18 protein-coding genes are annotated in these 15,071 nt (G+C 45.1%); 10 read left to right on the forward strand and 8 right to left on the reverse strand.

Going from position 1 to position 15,071, the window contains the following annotated elements; all coding sequences use genetic code 11:
- Positions 1 to 23: 23 nt before the first annotated feature.
- The 3 genes from ACE5KN_RS17075 (at position 24) to ACE5KN_RS17085 (ending at position 2,810) form a co-directional block, all read left to right on the forward strand.
- Positions 24 to 587, forward strand: coding sequence for a hypothetical protein (locus tag ACE5KN_RS17075; protein ID WP_375526200.1), 564 nt, complete (start codon positions 24 to 26; stop codon positions 585 to 587).
- A 425-nt stretch (positions 588 to 1,012) separates the two neighbouring features.
- Positions 1,013 to 1,648, forward strand: a complete 636-nt coding sequence (locus tag ACE5KN_RS17080; protein WP_375526201.1) for a P-loop NTPase family protein — start codon at positions 1,013 to 1,015, stop codon at positions 1,646 to 1,648.
- Positions 1,649 to 1,664: 16 nt separating this feature from the next.
- Positions 1,665 to 2,810 carry a DUF2785 domain-containing protein gene (locus tag ACE5KN_RS17085; protein ID WP_375526202.1) on the forward strand — a complete coding sequence of 382 codons (1,146 nt, stop codon included), beginning with the start codon at positions 1,665 to 1,667 and terminating at the stop codon, positions 2,808 to 2,810.
- On the opposite strand, the gene ACE5KN_RS17090 is transcribed toward ACE5KN_RS17085, so the two are convergent.
- Positions 2,766 to 3,365 carry a TetR/AcrR family transcriptional regulator gene (locus ACE5KN_RS17090; protein WP_375526203.1) on the reverse strand — a complete coding sequence of 200 codons (600 nt, stop codon included), beginning with the start codon at positions 3,363 to 3,365 and terminating at the stop codon, positions 2,766 to 2,768. The genes ACE5KN_RS17085 and ACE5KN_RS17090 overlap by 45 nt on opposite strands.
- Positions 3,366 to 3,706: 341 nt before the next feature.
- Between ACE5KN_RS17090 and ACE5KN_RS17095 the strand changes: the two genes are divergently transcribed.
- The gene (locus tag ACE5KN_RS17095; RefSeq protein WP_375526204.1) at positions 3,707 to 4,483 is read left to right on the forward strand and encodes an SDR family NAD(P)-dependent oxidoreductase; all 777 of its coding nucleotides are present in this window, start codon (positions 3,707 to 3,709) and stop codon (positions 4,481 to 4,483) included.
- A gap of 240 nt (positions 4,484 to 4,723) precedes the next feature.
- Here the strand turns inward: ACE5KN_RS17095 and ACE5KN_RS17100 are convergent, their stop codons facing one another.
- A complete protein-coding gene (locus ACE5KN_RS17100) occupies positions 4,724 to 4,945 on the reverse strand; it encodes a hypothetical protein (RefSeq protein WP_375526205.1) in 222 nt (73 codons plus the stop codon).
- A gap of 131 nt (positions 4,946 to 5,076) precedes the next feature.
- Between ACE5KN_RS17100 and ACE5KN_RS17105 the strand changes: the two genes are divergently transcribed.
- Entirely contained in the window at positions 5,077 to 6,033 is a 957-nt protein-coding gene (locus ACE5KN_RS17105) for a hypothetical protein (RefSeq protein ID WP_375526206.1), read from the forward strand.
- A gap of 178 nt (positions 6,034 to 6,211) precedes the next feature.
- On the opposite strand, the gene ACE5KN_RS17110 is transcribed toward ACE5KN_RS17105, so the two are convergent.
- From ACE5KN_RS17110 to ACE5KN_RS17120, 3 genes are all read right to left on the reverse strand, one after another.
- Positions 6,212 to 6,802 carry a hydrolase gene (locus ACE5KN_RS17110; RefSeq protein WP_375526207.1) on the reverse strand — a complete coding sequence of 197 codons (591 nt, stop codon included), beginning with the start codon at positions 6,800 to 6,802 and terminating at the stop codon, positions 6,212 to 6,214.
- A 16-nt stretch (positions 6,803 to 6,818) separates the two neighbouring features.
- Entirely contained in the window at positions 6,819 to 8,039 is a 1,221-nt protein-coding gene (locus tag ACE5KN_RS17115) for a multidrug efflux MFS transporter (protein WP_375526208.1), read from the reverse strand.
- Between the two features lie 115 nt (positions 8,040 to 8,154).
- Positions 8,155 to 8,985, reverse strand: coding sequence for an AraC family transcriptional regulator (locus ACE5KN_RS17120; RefSeq protein WP_375526209.1), 831 nt, complete (start codon positions 8,983 to 8,985; stop codon positions 8,155 to 8,157).
- Here ACE5KN_RS17120 and ACE5KN_RS17125 point away from each other — a divergent pair.
- From ACE5KN_RS17125 to ACE5KN_RS17145, 5 genes are all read left to right on the forward strand, one after another.
- On the forward strand, positions 8,922 to 9,467 hold the full coding sequence (locus ACE5KN_RS17125; RefSeq protein ID WP_375526210.1) for a DUF6843 domain-containing protein: 546 nt from the start codon (positions 8,922 to 8,924) through the stop codon (positions 9,465 to 9,467). The genes ACE5KN_RS17120 and ACE5KN_RS17125 overlap by 64 nt on opposite strands.
- A 52-nt stretch (positions 9,468 to 9,519) precedes the next feature.
- The gene (locus ACE5KN_RS17130) at positions 9,520 to 9,828 is read left to right on the forward strand and encodes a hypothetical protein (protein ID WP_375526211.1); all 309 of its coding nucleotides are present in this window, start codon (positions 9,520 to 9,522) and stop codon (positions 9,826 to 9,828) included.
- Positions 9,829 to 9,884: 56 nt separating this feature from the next.
- Positions 9,885 to 10,337: a GNAT family N-acetyltransferase gene (locus ACE5KN_RS17135; protein WP_375526212.1), complete on the forward strand. Its 453-nt coding sequence runs from the start codon at positions 9,885 to 9,887 to the stop codon at positions 10,335 to 10,337.
- Positions 10,338 to 10,444: 107 nt separating this feature from the next.
- Positions 10,445 to 11,377 carry an acetamidase/formamidase family protein gene (locus tag ACE5KN_RS17140; RefSeq protein ID WP_375526213.1) on the forward strand — a complete coding sequence of 311 codons (933 nt, stop codon included), beginning with the start codon at positions 10,445 to 10,447 and terminating at the stop codon, positions 11,375 to 11,377.
- Between the two features lie 81 nt (positions 11,378 to 11,458).
- Positions 11,459 to 12,184: an MOSC domain-containing protein gene (locus tag ACE5KN_RS17145; protein WP_375526214.1), complete on the forward strand. Its 726-nt coding sequence runs from the start codon at positions 11,459 to 11,461 to the stop codon at positions 12,182 to 12,184.
- A gap of 739 nt (positions 12,185 to 12,923) precedes the next feature.
- On the opposite strand, the gene ACE5KN_RS17150 is transcribed toward ACE5KN_RS17145, so the two are convergent.
- The 3 genes from ACE5KN_RS17150 to ACE5KN_RS17160 form a co-directional block, all read right to left on the reverse strand.
- The gene (locus tag ACE5KN_RS17150; protein ID WP_375526215.1) at positions 12,924 to 13,364 is read right to left on the reverse strand and encodes a GreA/GreB family elongation factor; all 441 of its coding nucleotides are present in this window, start codon (positions 13,362 to 13,364) and stop codon (positions 12,924 to 12,926) included.
- A 97-nt stretch (positions 13,365 to 13,461) separates the two neighbouring features.
- Entirely contained in the window at positions 13,462 to 13,665 is a 204-nt protein-coding gene (locus tag ACE5KN_RS17155) for a cold-inducible protein YdjO-related protein (RefSeq protein ID WP_375526243.1), read from the reverse strand.
- 358 nt (positions 13,666 to 14,023) lie between these two features.
- Positions 14,024 to 14,965 carry an alpha/beta hydrolase gene (locus ACE5KN_RS17160; protein ID WP_375526216.1) on the reverse strand — a complete coding sequence of 314 codons (942 nt, stop codon included), beginning with the start codon at positions 14,963 to 14,965 and terminating at the stop codon, positions 14,024 to 14,026.
- Between the last annotated feature and the right edge of the window lie 106 nt (positions 14,966 to 15,071).

The following is a 15,071-nucleotide window of genomic DNA, read 5'->3' on the forward strand; positions in this document are numbered from 1 at the left end:
GAAAAGGAGATGAGAGCTTCACTGTGACACTTTTCTATTATATAGCTGCAAATCGTGAGCTTCCAACAGGCTCATTCGGAAAGAATGGAACGGTAATGACACTTATGGATTACGTAACTCATGTGAATCCAGCTGAGAAGGATCGTTTCCCCATGAAAACACTACTGGAAAAATACCCGCACGGGGATAAATTTATAGAGATTTATGAGACAGAGGAGGATGCAGCCGGATTATATATAACCGGGCCTCTCACCGGACAAGATTCCTCACGTATGTTCAAAAATAGGCTGGTGTATCAAGTGAATCCGGATGGCGGCTCCTTCGAAATGAATGATGAGCTTAAAAGCTCACACCCCGTTTTGTACCAGACAAGTAAAAAGTGTTTAGTAGAGCTGTTCAATTATCTTGCACATCATATGGAGACAGGCGAAGAGTTTGAACTCTATTCATGCTGGGCTGATGGATTGGAGAGATTCAATGACATGCCTAAAAAGGAACTTGATCTCGTCATTGAACTAACCACATTTACATTGGGGAATGAGTTTGAGTGGAAAGAACGGCAGATGATACGAGTAAAGAAGTATTGACACTCCACACGACTAAAGCCGTGGGATTCTTGGATCGTTAGCGCACTCAATTCATTTCTGCTTCGTGCAACTCCCAAGTTCGGGGCTGTGTCATCAGCCCATCCTAAGACAGTGCGTATAGCATCTTAGGCTGGCAGACTGTTACCATCTGCCACAGAGGGGTGTTCAAATGTTTTTACGTCTTGCGCTTGACGGACTCCATAGATTTTACGCTCGGAAAGTCCTCTTTAAGTCCGAGCAACCGCATATCTATGCTGTTTTCAAAAGAGCGAACACCTGTTTTCATTATATCAAATGAAGCCTTGTCGAGCAATGGAACGGCCCAAAGGCTGTTCTTGCTCGAAGCCGATTCATCCCATACCTAAAGGCAAGGGCTTTCTCGGCTAAATATATGTAAAACTGCCGACGTAAAAGGATGTGACACTATGACGAACACATCACCTGAGAAAACAAAACTGGTTATTGTGGAAGGCATACCTGGCTCCGGAAAATCCACATTATCCAGATACATACATGACATCTTAAATACGCATAAAGTAAAATCGGAACTGTTTTTGGAAGGGGATTTACTGCATCCCGCCGATTATGAATCCGTTGCATATATGCCGAACCAGGTGCTTGATAGGCTGAGATCTATTTATTCCGATGTGTTTCATTACATTGATTCATTTATAACTTTGGACGGGAACGATTCTATAATCGCATATGCGCTTGCGCAGCAATCAGCTCAGAATAGAATACCATCCAGCTTGTATGAAGAAATTCGGCATTATGAAATTTACGATGGAATACCCGTAGAAAAGTATTGCGAGTTGATGATTAATCGTTGGAAGTCTTTTGTTAAAGGTCAGCGGGGAAAAGAAATGATCACGATATTTGAATGCTGTTTTTTACAGAATCCAGGATGTGCATTACTCGCCCGGCATGATGCCGGGAATGACCGTTTTATTCAGCATGTATTACAGATTGCGGGGCAGATTCAGGAGTTACATCCGATTTTGTTTTATTTGAAGCCAACGGATGTTCGTGAGACGATTGAGCGAGTTAGACAGGCAGGATAAATGAGGGGTGTAGTAATTGGTAACAACTAATGATGAGCTAAATTTGAAAGTAACATTAATTAAAATCAAGGATCAGGGTGGCAAGAGACCCGAAAACACGGAGTTGTATGGTTTGTCCACGCATATGATGAACCATATCGGAAGTACGGATGCTGTTCTAAGAGATGAACTGATTTATTCGTTGCTTTCTGAATGGGTGCTTGCAGATCTCTTTTCTCCTGATCAGCTTAAGGAACTTTTACACACTGCTATGGATGAAAATCACCTGTTTTACAGAATTGGTGAGAAGGGGACGGATTCTATTTTTACCAGATCCTTTTCCGTGTTAATCATCCCTTTGATTCTAATCTCGGACAGGAAAAGCTCTTTTCTTACGCAACAGGATATATTGAAGATCTATGATAGACTTATCGACTATTGTAAATCTGAAAAGGACACAAGAGGATATGTCGCAGGAAAAGGGTGGGCACATTCGGTGGCTCATACGGCAGATGCATTTGAGGATCTTGTTCAATCACCTTACATAGAACGAAAACATCTACTTAGGATTCTTGAGGTTCTGCAGTGCAAAATTTGTTCCAATGACGAAATTTACCTCTACGAGGAGGATGAGAGAATTGCTGCGGCTGTAACAAGAGCATTAAACAGAAAGCTGCTGGATATTAAAGAGGTTGAACAGTGGCTGTTAAGCTTTTATGCTGCTCCGGATTTTGACAGGCTGCCTGAATCGGCTGTCCTAAGAATGTTGCGCCTTTATCAATTTAAAGTCCATTTATCTCGTCTTATGGGCGAAAAAAGAATTAACATTGCTGATCTGTCCCGTTTAACCGGATTACATAGAAATGGCATTGCCAAGCTATACAACGAAGAAACAGATGGTGTGAAGTTCGACACCTTAAATAGAATTTGTGAGGCCTTGGACTGTAAGGTTCAGGATATCATTGAGTATGTTAAAGAAGTTATTTTCATGGCATTCGTGGATGTAAGTTCTTGTCCTTTTGCTCAGACAAGAACTTACATCCATTACCGATTAAGGACAAGGACATGCAGTGATTACCGAAAACGTAGCTTTGAGATAACGGCTTCTGGCCTCGTGGGTACCGATAATCTATTGAAGTTAAATGAAAGTAGAGCAAAGGTATTCCAAAAATTCATCCGGTGAATAACCACGAACATCTCTTTGAAACAAATACGAATCAATACTTATGGCCGTCATCAGCATATCTGCTTTAAATAAACTCTTAGGGCTTGAATCATCCACCGCTGCCATCTCATCGAATAATCCGACTGTAATTTGATGCATCTTGTTATATAGAGGGTTCTGTGATTGATACGGAAGTCGCTTAGCTGACGTGGAATCTGTACCTCCGGTAAGTAGTTGTGCTTTCTTCTCAATGAAGGGCATGAAAATTCTGAGAATTCCTTTTAACCGTTGTTCCGGCGGCTCTTGCTGATTCCGTAATAGATACATCTCTATATCCTCAAAGAGTTGAAGAACGCTCTCTTTTATTAAATCCAAACACAATTCACCTTTATTGGCATAACGACGATATAGTGTGCCCGGGCCGATCTGGGCTTCCACGGCTATCTGATTCATGCTTACCTGCGCCACACCATTTTTCTCAAAAAGTTTATGGGCAGCAATCAATATTCGTCGACGATTTTCGGCGGCATCACGACGTTCAATACGTGGCTGAGTTTGCTTGGTATTCTCCAAAATAGAAACACCCCTAATGTTAAATTTCGAACATTATTGACAAGTGGAGATCTCTCCGTTTAATATAAAAAGGAGATCTCTCCGTTTAATTTTAATCTATATTGAGTGCAGGTTCAACAAAACTATGGTCGAAGGAGATTGACAATGGATTCTACCGCAAAACCTATACATGAAAAGCATTATTAGCCCTTTTATTAAATTGCCACTGCAAATAGCCTATCCATCTCGCCCCAACTCAGTAATACGATAGAGTATTGAACGGGCATGAAGGCACTTCCACCAAAGTGACAGCTCGTAGCGTAACCGTGCGCACTAATTTTATATGTTTTGGAGGAACCATTATGAAGCGATTAGAGGGAAAAACAGCTGTGATTACAGGAGGAAGCGATGGGATCGGTTTTACCATCGCTTCGACATTTGCCGAAAATGGCGCGAGCCTTATCTTAGTCGCTCGCAATCAAGAAAAATTGTTCCATGCAAAGCAAATATTACAGAGGAAAGGTGTCTCAGTCGAGACAATCTCTGCCGATCTCAATAATCTCGCAAGCATTCCACATTTGACAGCAACACTGCTTGAGCGAACAAATGGCCAGATACATGTGTTAGTCAACAACGTAGGAGTGGCATATTTCAAACCTCTTCCTGACCTTTCAGTGAGCCTCTTGGATGAAATGGTGAACCTCAATATCAAAGTCCCTTTTCTTCTCATTCAACACTTGCTGCCAGCACTGAGGGCAACGAGAGGGAATATTCTCAATATTTCAACCTATTGGTCCCAAAAAATGATTGCCGGACGCCCTTCATCAGCCTACTCGATGACACGTGGTGCAATCAATACGCTCACAAAAGCGCTCGCCAACGAGTTGGGTGAGTTCCATATCCGCGTTAACGCTATTGCTCCTGGTTCTGTTGACACATCGACTTTCCGGAAGTGGCTTGATACGATGAATCAAGAACAGCTTCTCGAATATCAGAACTATGTTCAAAGCGCATACCCGCTGGGGCACATTGGAAGTGAAGAGGATGTGGCGCATGCAGCAGTCTATCTGGCCTCTGATGAAGCAAAGTGGGTCACCGGGACCATTCTCAATATCGATGGCGGTTTAACTGTACGATGAGGGTAACGGGAAATGAAGGCGTCCCATTTGATCCCACATCTCCCTGGAAGTTGTTAATTCAATACAACTAAATAACGGGCAAGACGTACAAAATTCGAGGAGCTTGTAAATTTCAACTCAAACTGCCCGTTAAAATTGATCCTTGGAAATCGAAATATTGCACAACGATACCAGGCTGCCGTAATAATCGGCAGCCCCCCGATAGTGTGGTCCTCGCTCGTTTATGTGACTTCAAAATAATCAACTATCTAACTCCACTTCGACATCTACGAAATACTTCCCTTTCACACCGTTGATGATTTTATGCAGTTCAGCTTTGATCCTGATAACTTCCTCTTTATCCTGCCACCAGTTGCTAGCTTGCCCTATAACTCGATCATCAGGGCACCACACATATTGGTACCATGGTGGCATAAATGTTTTTAACTTTCTTTTCTCCTTGGCAGGTTTCTGGAAAATCATGAACACCGGACAGGATAATTTAGCGTGCTGTGGAATGAATGATGGGCTGTGCTGGTATAATGGACTAACCATTAGGAACAAAAATACTCTATGATTGAATTTGAAAACACCGAACAATGGAGTGTGACGTGATGGCACCAAATTCTGAAGAACAAAGAAAGCTTCAACGGATCGTTCGGGAGTCGGGGCTTGATAGCTTACTTTCTGTATTGACCGAAACCATGTCCAGCTCGGATTTGAATACACTACTGCTGGAAGTGTTTCGTGAGCGAATCCGGGCATCGACCGCCAGTGACTTGTTGAGAAGGTACGAATCGAACCGATTCGTACATCCTGCCGCCATGAATCCGATCGAGATGAAACGTCTTGAGATCGATATACTGCAGATTGCAGACAATCATGCATTTTCACCTATTCAGTTGTCACCCGTAGCTCCATTAGGCTCTTGCTCCATCGTCGCTCCTGCTGATCAAAACAAAGTTATATCCGCATTGAGAGGCACAGAGGTTGTTGCGGATGCGACGAACCTTCTTGCACTGCACATATGCGATCTTGTAAAATCCGGTAGAGCCAGCAATGAAGATAACTTCATTCGTTTGTCCACGACACATCGCCATGTGAGGGCACAGCACTTCGATACCCCGGGCATGTTTCCGCACTTTCATGTGTTCTGCATGATTACGTCGGGCAAGGATAAAGGGTCTTACAGCTTCGAAAAGCAGGCGATTTGGGAGCACATTCATGTTTATCAGGATATTTTTAAATTACTTTGCAACTCGGAAATCGAAATCGTATTGAACGTGCGACGAAGTGGTTACAAAGATCCGGAGGGGCTAATCCAAAGAGTCATGCAGTATGGAGAGCAATCATCCGTTCGAGTGTCCGCTTCCGAGAGCACAGGCAAAGAAGACAACTCATACTACAAGGGGCTACAATTTACCATTATGGTGAATATCAAAGGACAACATATCCCTATCGGGGACGGAGGTTTCGTTGATTGGCCGCAGCAGCTGCTGAATAACCGGAAAGAACGGATGCTGATCAGCGCAATCGGCCTCGACATCATGCTTCTAAATGGTTTTCTGTGACCCCGCAATGTGTGAGTTCCAGATTAAAGTAATAACCAAAAATCATATGTAGTCGATCGGATTCTTCACAAGATAGTTGATGACTGGAGGATGCGTTGATTTTCAAGGGAGTTTGTCCAAAACAAACAGGCTGCCACCAAGCAGCTTAAGCGCTTGGGACAGCCTGTTCTTGTTCATTTTATTTCAGAGACGAAACGATTTCATCCGTCGTCCGGATTTTGCCGATCCGCGGAAAAATATATTTGCATACATACTCATGTTCTTCCCGCGTTAACGCGGTCATGGCATCTTCGGCAAAAATTTGTTGATACCCGTGCTGGAACGCCTCTCTGGCCGTCGTGTCCACGCCGATGGAGGTGGAAATCCCGCACAGCACGATCGTATCGATGCTGCGGCGCCGCAGCTGCAGGTCCAAATCCGTGCCGTAGAACGCGCCCCACTGTCGCTTGGTAACGACATGGGCGTTTTTCACGCTGGCCAATTCCGGCACGATGCGGTCCCAGTCTTCGGGATATTGCCTGATGCCAGGCTGCTGATCAGTTTGCGGCTTCAGCGCATCTTTGCCGTCCGGGGACGATGAAACGCGGACCAGCGCAACGAAGCCGCCTTTTTCCGCAAACGCGTTCGCCAGTTTGCTGGCGTTTTGAATGACCTGATCGCTCGTATAAGGAGCACCTTGACGTCCGAAGTCGACGATCCCCTGCTGCAGATCAATCACGACCAGCGCTGTTTTCCCGATTTCAATATCCGTCACTTTCAAATCCGTCATATTTCTGCTCTCCAATTCATTTGGTTTCTTCCGCATTGACGCTTGTCTGCGCCCTGCTCATTTTCCGGTACACCCTAAAATAAACCCAAACCGCATTTGCCAGCAGCAAAGCGCTGGTCGTGAGGAATACATATTTGACGCCGAGCCAGCCCGCCACCTGTCCGCCCATCACCGAACCGGCGAAAACGCCCAAATACCCGGCCGCCATGCTGAAACCGAACACGCGCCCCGTCAGGGAGTCGGGCGTTATTTTTTTGATTAGCGTATTGACCGACGGGTTCAGCCCCGCCGCCGCGATCCCCAGCAAAAAACGCAACCCCGTCAGCTGCCAGGCGTTCGTAACGAAAGCCTGCGGGATGAACACGATGCCCGCCGCAAGCAGCCCGGCCAGCATCACTTTATGGGTGCCCACTTGATCGGACACCTTGCCGAGCAGCGGTGCAGCCAAAATATTGGCCAGCCCCGAGGCCGAAAAAGCGATCCCGGCGATCAGCGCGACATGGCTTGCTCCTTGAGAAAGCTGATCGACGTACACCGTGATGACCGGTTCCACGGAATACATGGCCAAGCTCAAGACGAAAAAGGTAATGAACAAAGTCACCGTCAAGCTTTTCTCGGGAATCGCGCTCCAAATTTCCTTCATTCCCGGCACTTGGGTCTCTGTCCGCGTAAAATTTTCTTTAACGAACAACATCGTCGTCGCAAAAGCAATCAACATCAGCGCGCCAGTGAGAAAAAAATCGTTTTGCATCCCGAAGTTTTCTCCGATAAAGCCTCCGATCGTCGGCCCCAGCAAGGAACCGGCGATGTTGGCCGTGGACAACGTGCCTAAAGCAAAACCCGCATGTTCTTTATCCGTTTGGGTGGCGATCAGTGTTGTGCAGGCGGTGCCATAGCCCGTGATCACCCCTTGCAGCATCCTCAATCCGATCAGGACGTACACATTCGCTGCAAACCCCATGCAGCCGATCACGATCGCCATCCCGAGGCTGGCCCGCAGCAGCATCGGCTTGCGCCCGTATTTATCCGCGGCAAGTCCCCAAATCGGCGAAAAAATCGCGGACACGATAAACGTGATTCCGAACGCGAGTCCGGAATATTGCGCGACCGCTCCAGGATCATCGACTCCAAGCTGCCGGATGTAAAGCGGCAAAATCGGCGCGATCTGACTCATGCCGATTCCCGTTACGAACATGCCGAACCAGCACACGAGCAAATTCCTTTTCCAAATCGGCATACAACTAAGCCTTCCTTCTGTTAAAACCCGTAAAACTTGAATGTCTGCGCATGCGCAATGAACAATATTGCAGGATTATATTAACTAAAAGAAAGGCTTTGCACCATGCATAATATTAAACTCCATGGACAATTTTGCTGTAAAATTCGGAAGGACTGATCCCTTCCATTCGCTTAAAGATCCGGCTGAAATAAAACTCGTCCGCAAATCCAAGCTCCGCGGCGACTTCTTTTACTTTTTTGTCCCCCTCGGCAAGCAGTTCCTTGGCTTTGTCCACCTTGATTTTGTTGAAATATTCGATGACCGAGTATCCCGTCGTGCTCTTGAACGCCCTGGACAGGTAATACGTGGACAAATGGACCAGTTCCGCCAATTCCGCCAAAGCCACACGCTGCCCGATATGCTGATGCATGTATTCGATCACTTTCTCGATCTTTAAGCTGACGGCGTGATTTTCGTTTTGCTTCAGCCGAAGCTGCAAAATTTCGAACAGCAGATGCTGAAGGTACGCCTTCGCGATCAGCTCGTATCCCGGCTGCTTGGCATACCAGCTCTCCACCAGCTTTTTGAACGTATCGGCGATGTGATAGCCGTTTTTAAGGGACTGTGCCTCTTGCAGCGGAAGCGGATTCGCTTCGTCCCCGACCGACCATGCGCCGTCGTCGAAGCGGATATCTGCGCAGCTGAAATGCACCGTGAAGCAGCATATCGGATCGCGGGCATCGTTCTCGAACTTGTGCAGAACATGAGGCCGAATATAATACAGTATGCCCTCCTGCGCCACATGACTTCGGTTATCCACAGTAATGCGGCCGGTTCCTCCGGTCACCAAAATCAGTTCGTGATGCTGAAGGGTTCGTATGATGCGAGTCCACGGCTTCCTTGGATCGTTCGGATACCGTCTGTTGCAGTAATGAATATGGAAAAAGAGGTTTTTTAGATTCATGGCTCCTCCTTATTCTGCCGTCTCATGATATAAAGATCTTATCATACTTCAATGACCGGTTCTGTCACTGCGTCCTGAATTGGCCGTCCCGCCGCGGAAAGACAAGGCCCGCAAAAGGTGCTCCAGAGATCCAAAAAGAAGGGGATTACCAGGTTTATACTATAAATGAAGAAGGATATTTTGCCACTTCTACTCCGGATATGAGTTACGGATTCGTCACAGATCAATACTACTATGTAGATGAGAAAGGAGGTAGAACCAAGATTAATGAAGAATGTGTTAGAGGAATGGGAACAGGGAGCTTTGGAAATGACCCCGAAAGTGCCAAGCAAATAAAAATTAAATATACCGGGATTGAAGTAACCAAAAACAGATGCGGTCAGGAATTTAAGGATTCTGGTAACGGTATAGCGCAGGATGAATTAGAGCCAGTTCTTGCAAAGGTAGTGGCAAGATATTATGGAATGGACTTAATGGATTAATAATTGACCGAGTTGGATTTATTCATGGGGAACAGAGGGGGTTAAGTCTTCATTGAACGATTGGAATAAGGAGAACGACCGGGAACAGATAGGGATTTGTATCAATAAACTGACGGACGAGGTCGATCGGATTCTATTCAAGAAAGTTGACGAAGAGATGGGGAAGCTAGGCGTGGCATATGGGATCATCAGGGATTATAGTGATAATCCTGAGGAACCACCGATCTGGATCATTCAAATCGAGGACACAAAAACCGCGCTCACCTCTGACAACTTGTTTGAATATTTGAGCAAGCATAAAAACCTGGAGGATGCGCTGACTCGTTTTATGCGTGATCACTTTCAATCATACTTCACATAACCAAGGCATCAATGGTGAATAAGACAATTAGACCAACAACCCTTAAGGAGAAAAATATGAATATTAGAAAACTGCAAGCAAACGAAAATTACCCAATGGAACTCTTATTATTAGCAGACCCATCACGAAAACTTGTTGAAGAATATATCACCAGGGGAGAAAGTTTCATAGCCGAAGAGGAGCATGAAATTTTGGGAATCTATGTACTTCTCCCTACAAGGCCGGAAACCGTTGAATTGGTGAATATTGCGGTAGCAGAGCGGAGTCAGGGACAAGGGTTAGGAAAAATGTTAGTCTTACATGCCATTCAGACAGCCAAGGAAAGAGGATACAAAACCATTGAAATTGGCACCGGAAACTCAAGCATAGGACAATTAGCTCTCTATCAAAAGTGTGGCTTTAGAATTGTCGGGGTTGATCAGGATTTTTTCATTCGCCATTATGAAGAGGAGATATATGAGAATGGGATACAATGCAGGGATATGATTCGGCTGTCCCAGGATTTATAACTCGCTGCTCGTCCTCAGTTTATTACCGGCGAAAATGACTGCTGAACAAGATTATCTGTGTGGTAGGAAGCTTGTCATATAAGTGATTCTATTTCTGGAGGGATACGATGGCCCAATATTCACTGCATCCTGAAAGATCAACACTTCACGGCTCATTTTCAAGGGATTTTGATCCTGTATTGACGATTAATTCTGGGGATTCGGTTTGCTTTAGAACGCTTGATGCAGGTTGGGGACTGGAGCCATTTTCAGCTTCAGGAACACGAAAAAAATTCGAGCCGAGGGAACGCCCGCGGGATGGAGGCCACGCCTTGTGTGGACCTGTCGCCATACATGGGGCAGAACCAGGTATGACGCTCGAAATAAAAATCAACGAAATACGCCCGGGAGCATGGGGATGGAATAGTGCGGGAGGGTTCCCGCATCCCATGAATCAAAGATTGGGGATCGCTGATGGAGAAGAATTTCATCTGAATTGGGATTTAGACATCGATTTGTTGATTGGCACCAGCGATAGGGGGCATAAGGTGGCCTTGCGTCCTTTTATGGGTGTAATGGGAATGCCGTCCGATGAACCTGGTGTTCATTCTACATTTCCACCTCGTTTTTGTGGTGGCAATATCGACTGTAAAGAACTGATTGCGGGGAGTACATTATACTTGCCGATCCCAGTGCCAGGCGGATTATTTTCAGTGGGTGACGGGCATGCCGTACAAGGTGATGGAGAAGTTGGTTGTCCGGCCTTAGAATGCCCGATGGATATCGTTGACCTCGAATTCAGCGTACATGAAAATATGAACATCAGCATGCCCCGTGCCAAAACGCCAACCGCGTGGATCACTATGGGGTTTCACGAAGACTTGAATGAGGCATCGATTATTGCTTTGGACGGGATGTTGAACCTGATGGGAGAGCAGTACGGATTTGATCGTAAAGAAGCATTAGCGCTTGCCAGTCTGGTCGTTGATTTGCGTATCACGCAATTGGTCAATGGTGTACGCGGGGTTCATGCGGTACTGCCACATGGCTCCATTAGATAAACTCCCGCGAATAGCTGAAATCTTTTTACGAAGAGTACACAAAGGAGAAATATACATCCATGAAAATAGGGGGATAATGAAGTGCTGATCGGTCATATCAAAGAAATTGTTCGTCATCCTGTGAAATCATTTTATGGAGAAAGTGTACAGAAAACCAAGGTGATGCATTATGGCTTATATGGAGACCGCAGTCATGCCTTTTTAGATGACACAAGACCCGGCAAGTATCTGACCATAACGCAATTCCCGGAAATGGCTTTATATAAAGCAAAATTTGCAGGAGATGAGAGTCTGGAGAATTACCCAAAAGTCGAGGTCACAACCCCGGACGGCAAGGTATTCGATTGGAGAGACGAAGAACTGATTAAGCAGCTGGAAAATAAATCGAAACGAGCTGTTTCTCCTGTACAATATTCACCGTCTCATGTTCCTTTCGGGGCAATTGAAGAAGAACATCTGCAATTGGTAACGGACGCCTCATTACATAAGATGAGAGAAATATGGGGGAAGGAAACAGACCATAGACGGTTCCGTCCGAATCTGGTCATTTCATTAAATGAAAAGGTGCCATTTATTGAAGAAACCTGGTTTGGCAAACGGTTAAAAATCGGAAATGATGTGGAAATCGATTTAAAACGGCATTGCGAGAGATGCATGATCATTACTGTTAATCCTGATACCGCTGATAAGGATTCTACGTTATTAAAAACGATCGTAAAGGAGCGAAACAACTTTTTCGGTGTGTATGCATCTGTCATAAAAACCGGTGCAGTTCAGGTAGGCGACGAGATTTCTCTAATAAACTGATTGCAGCCGAAGCAGGGGGAATGGGAATAACTGGTAAGAGGGAGCGTGTCCCCAGCATGCCTCCCTCTTTTAACTCCATGTCTTCTTCGGTTGTACTATACAGTAAGTACAAATCCTTAGGAGGTTGATATGGTAGCTTTAGCTATTGGATTGTTGACTTTATACAGCATTGTTTACGCCTTAATCGCGGTTTTTGGAGCAAAATGGATTGGGAATAGGTTAACTAAAGGGAACTTTAGCAGCACCAAGTTATTACTTATTGTCTCGATCCTTGCTTCATTAACCTTCGTTATTGTATGGATTTATACAAAATCACCTATTTTGTTATTCCCGTTTATTGTTAGTCTATCATCAATAATTCGATCAGTTGTTGAGTTAAGAAAGACCTCTTCACATCCATAAGTAAAAGAAGGGGCATCTAGTTGATGCTCCTTCTTTAAACTTCAGTGTACTTCCTCCTGGATTTTCACAAATGCATGCTCTGAACTGACACTCTTGTTAGCCCTGTAGCCACTTGATCATGTAGTATACCATCATAGCCGCCAAAACCAGTGCAGATGAGTAGGATAATAACTCGAAGAAACGCCTGTCTCTCATCTCTGGTGTCATATTTGACCACTTATGCCGTAACCAGTGAAGCATTTTCCCAGTACCTCCGCTAAGCCATGCATGAAATCGGTACAGTATCAACAAATAAGCAACAATGCCTATAATTTCTATCCCATGTCGACTGAACAGGTCATTCCACGCTTCCATGGTTATAGTATTGAATATCCTGCACGCGGACAGGTATAGTTCCAGATGGGATTTCCAGCTCGTAAGTTTCGTTTATTTGTGTCATAAGCAGCTGAAGTCCGATTGGAGAGAGGAACGAGATCATATTTTTATCAGGATTTGTGCTCGCAGGGAACACAATGACAAAGGATTCGGTTGTGTTATCGTCCAAGTATTGAACAGTGACTTTACTTCCAATTAAGGCATACGAATTCAAGTTGTTAACCGAAAAATTTCGAAGCACATCTTCAAGGATTGAAGTATAGTTATTTAAAGTATTTTCAACGATAATGCGCTGTTGGTTGGGGCTGGGGAAATATTCATTTAAAAAAATTACGAGCCCTTCGTCCAGATATACCAGTTGATTGACCAACTGATTTCGCGCTCCCTCTAAACTATGGTTCATAGTAGATATCGTCTCCTCTGCGAAGGTCAATTGGGTTGTGTGAATACGTTTTCATGTGATAATTTACCTCCGTGTTTTTACTGGGAATTAAAAGGCTTTAAGGTAAAGGATCATTCAAGGGTGGCACAAGCTTTTTGTCCAGTGACATCGATGAGCCACAGTGAGGACAATTCGGCTGCTTCTCCAGGGTGAATTGCTGCCGCATCCATCCGTTGCACCCTTTTTCTGAGCAGTTCCAAACTACAGCTTCCACCATATTCTCTGTAGAAATTTTTTTGATTGGGTAACGCCTCATGTTCATGTTCACCCTCTGAAATTAGTCTTTTGTCCTTCGTGATGCATTCTCCCTAATGGGGAAAAGCAGCAAACATGGACCACCTCCCGAAGCCATTCTTTCCTAAAACGGAATAGATGAACGAAAGACATCTCGCCCGGATGCAAGCGAAATGTCTTACTGTTACCATAACAGGGTTGGAACATGATGTCAACTTAGTTTATATTAACCATTAAAAGTAAATCGTTAAATTTAATGCCTAATCCAATGTTAAATGTTAGCGCATATCAGCTAATCCGACATCGAGATAAGGACAAAAAAATACAGCGGCAGTCACGGACATTTGCTTTCTTGTCCGTAGCTGCCGCTGCTTTGATTTTGGCGTTTACTGTTTTAACCACGTATTTGCCAGGAGCATGGCTCCTTTAGCTGCATTCGTCTCTGCCAGAGCATTCAGCATGACAAAATCATGAATGATATTTTGGAAGCGGGCTGAGGTTACAGCCACACCGGCTTCAAGAAGCTTGCGTGCGTATGCCTCTCCTTCATCTCGTAAAACATCCGCTTCAGCGGTAATAATCAAGGCTTGCGGCAATCCTTCCAGTTGTTCCTTGGATGCTCTTAATGGAGAAGCCGTGATCTGATTGCGTTCAGCGGCATCAGTTGTATATTGGTCCCAAAACCACTGCATTCCATCCCTGCGCAGAAAGTATCCTGTTTCGAATTGATGGTAGGATTCCGTGTCAAAGGCTGCATCGGTGACTGGGTAAAAGAGCAGCTGTTTATGTATCACAGGCCCTTTGCGTTCCTTGGCAAGCAAGGTGATGGCTGCAGCCATATTTCCGCCTACGCTGTCGCCTGCGATATAAAGGCGGTTCAAGTCAAAACCTTCATTCTTGGCGTTGGCCTCAATCCATTGCAATACAGTATAGATTTCTTCAATAGCCGTAGGATATTTCGCTTCCGGTGACAGACTATAGTCCGGGAAGACAACAGCCGCTTCAGAACCTGTGGCTAGCTCACGGACAAGCCGGTCATGTGTATGGGCGTTGCCAAAAACCCAACCTGCTCCATGGATATACAGAATGACTGGAAGATCCCCGGTTGCGTTCACGGGACGAAGAATGCGTACCGGCACGCTGCCGGTCGGTCCGCCTTCAACCTTGATATCCTGGATATCCGCCGGTTGTTTAAATACATCACCGGATTGGACTTCATTTACTGCTTTACGACCTTCCTCTGGACCAAGGTCAAAGAGATAAGGAGGATTCGCAGTGTCTTCAACAAACTTCTGGGCAGCCGGTTCCAATACAACTTTTTTTGTCATTCTTCATCAATCTCCTTTAGGGTTGTGAGGTTGGTTAAATTGTGAGCATCGGTTCATGTCCAAATCATAACCCATTTGCTTTGCGAAAGTCAAATTAATTGTGTAA

Source organism: Paenibacillus terreus (genome assembly GCF_042138595.1).
Lineage (GTDB): Bacteria > Bacillota > Bacilli > Paenibacillales > Paenibacillaceae > Paenibacillus > Paenibacillus terreus.

Coding starts and splice junctions, on each gene's coding strand:
- ACE5KN_RS17080 (WP_375526201.1), top strand. CDS start 1,013: ATGACGAACACATCACCTGAGAAAACAAAACTGGTTATTGTGGAAGGC.
- ACE5KN_RS17095 (WP_375526204.1), top strand. CDS start 3,707: ATGAAGCGATTAGAGGGAAAAACAGCTGTGATTACAGGAGGAAGCGAT.
- ACE5KN_RS17100 (WP_375526205.1), bottom strand. CDS start 4,945: ATGATTTTCCAGAAACCTGCCAAGGAGAAAAGAAAGTTAAAAACATTT.
- ACE5KN_RS17105 (WP_375526206.1), top strand. CDS start 5,077: ATGGCACCAAATTCTGAAGAACAAAGAAAGCTTCAACGGATCGTTCGG.
- ACE5KN_RS17110 (WP_375526207.1), bottom strand. CDS start 6,802: ATGACGGATTTGAAAGTGACGGATATTGAAATCGGGAAAACAGCGCTG.
- ACE5KN_RS17115 (WP_375526208.1), bottom strand. CDS start 8,039: ATGCCGATTTGGAAAAGGAATTTGCTCGTGTGCTGGTTCGGCATGTTC.
- ACE5KN_RS17120 (WP_375526209.1), bottom strand. CDS start 8,985: ATGAATCTAAAAAACCTCTTTTTCCATATTCATTACTGCAACAGACGG.
- ACE5KN_RS17135 (WP_375526212.1), top strand. CDS start 9,885: ATGAATATTAGAAAACTGCAAGCAAACGAAAATTACCCAATGGAACTC.
- ACE5KN_RS17140 (WP_375526213.1), top strand. CDS start 10,445: ATGGCCCAATATTCACTGCATCCTGAAAGATCAACACTTCACGGCTCA.
- ACE5KN_RS17150 (WP_375526215.1), bottom strand. CDS start 13,364: ATGAACCATAGTTTAGAGGGAGCGCGAAATCAGTTGGTCAATCAACTG.
- ACE5KN_RS17155 (WP_375526243.1), bottom strand. CDS start 13,665: ATGAACATGAGGCGTTACCCAATCAAAAAAATTTCTACAGAGAATATG.
- ACE5KN_RS17160 (WP_375526216.1), bottom strand. CDS start 14,965: ATGACAAAAAAAGTTGTATTGGAACCGGCTGCCCAGAAGTTTGTTGAA.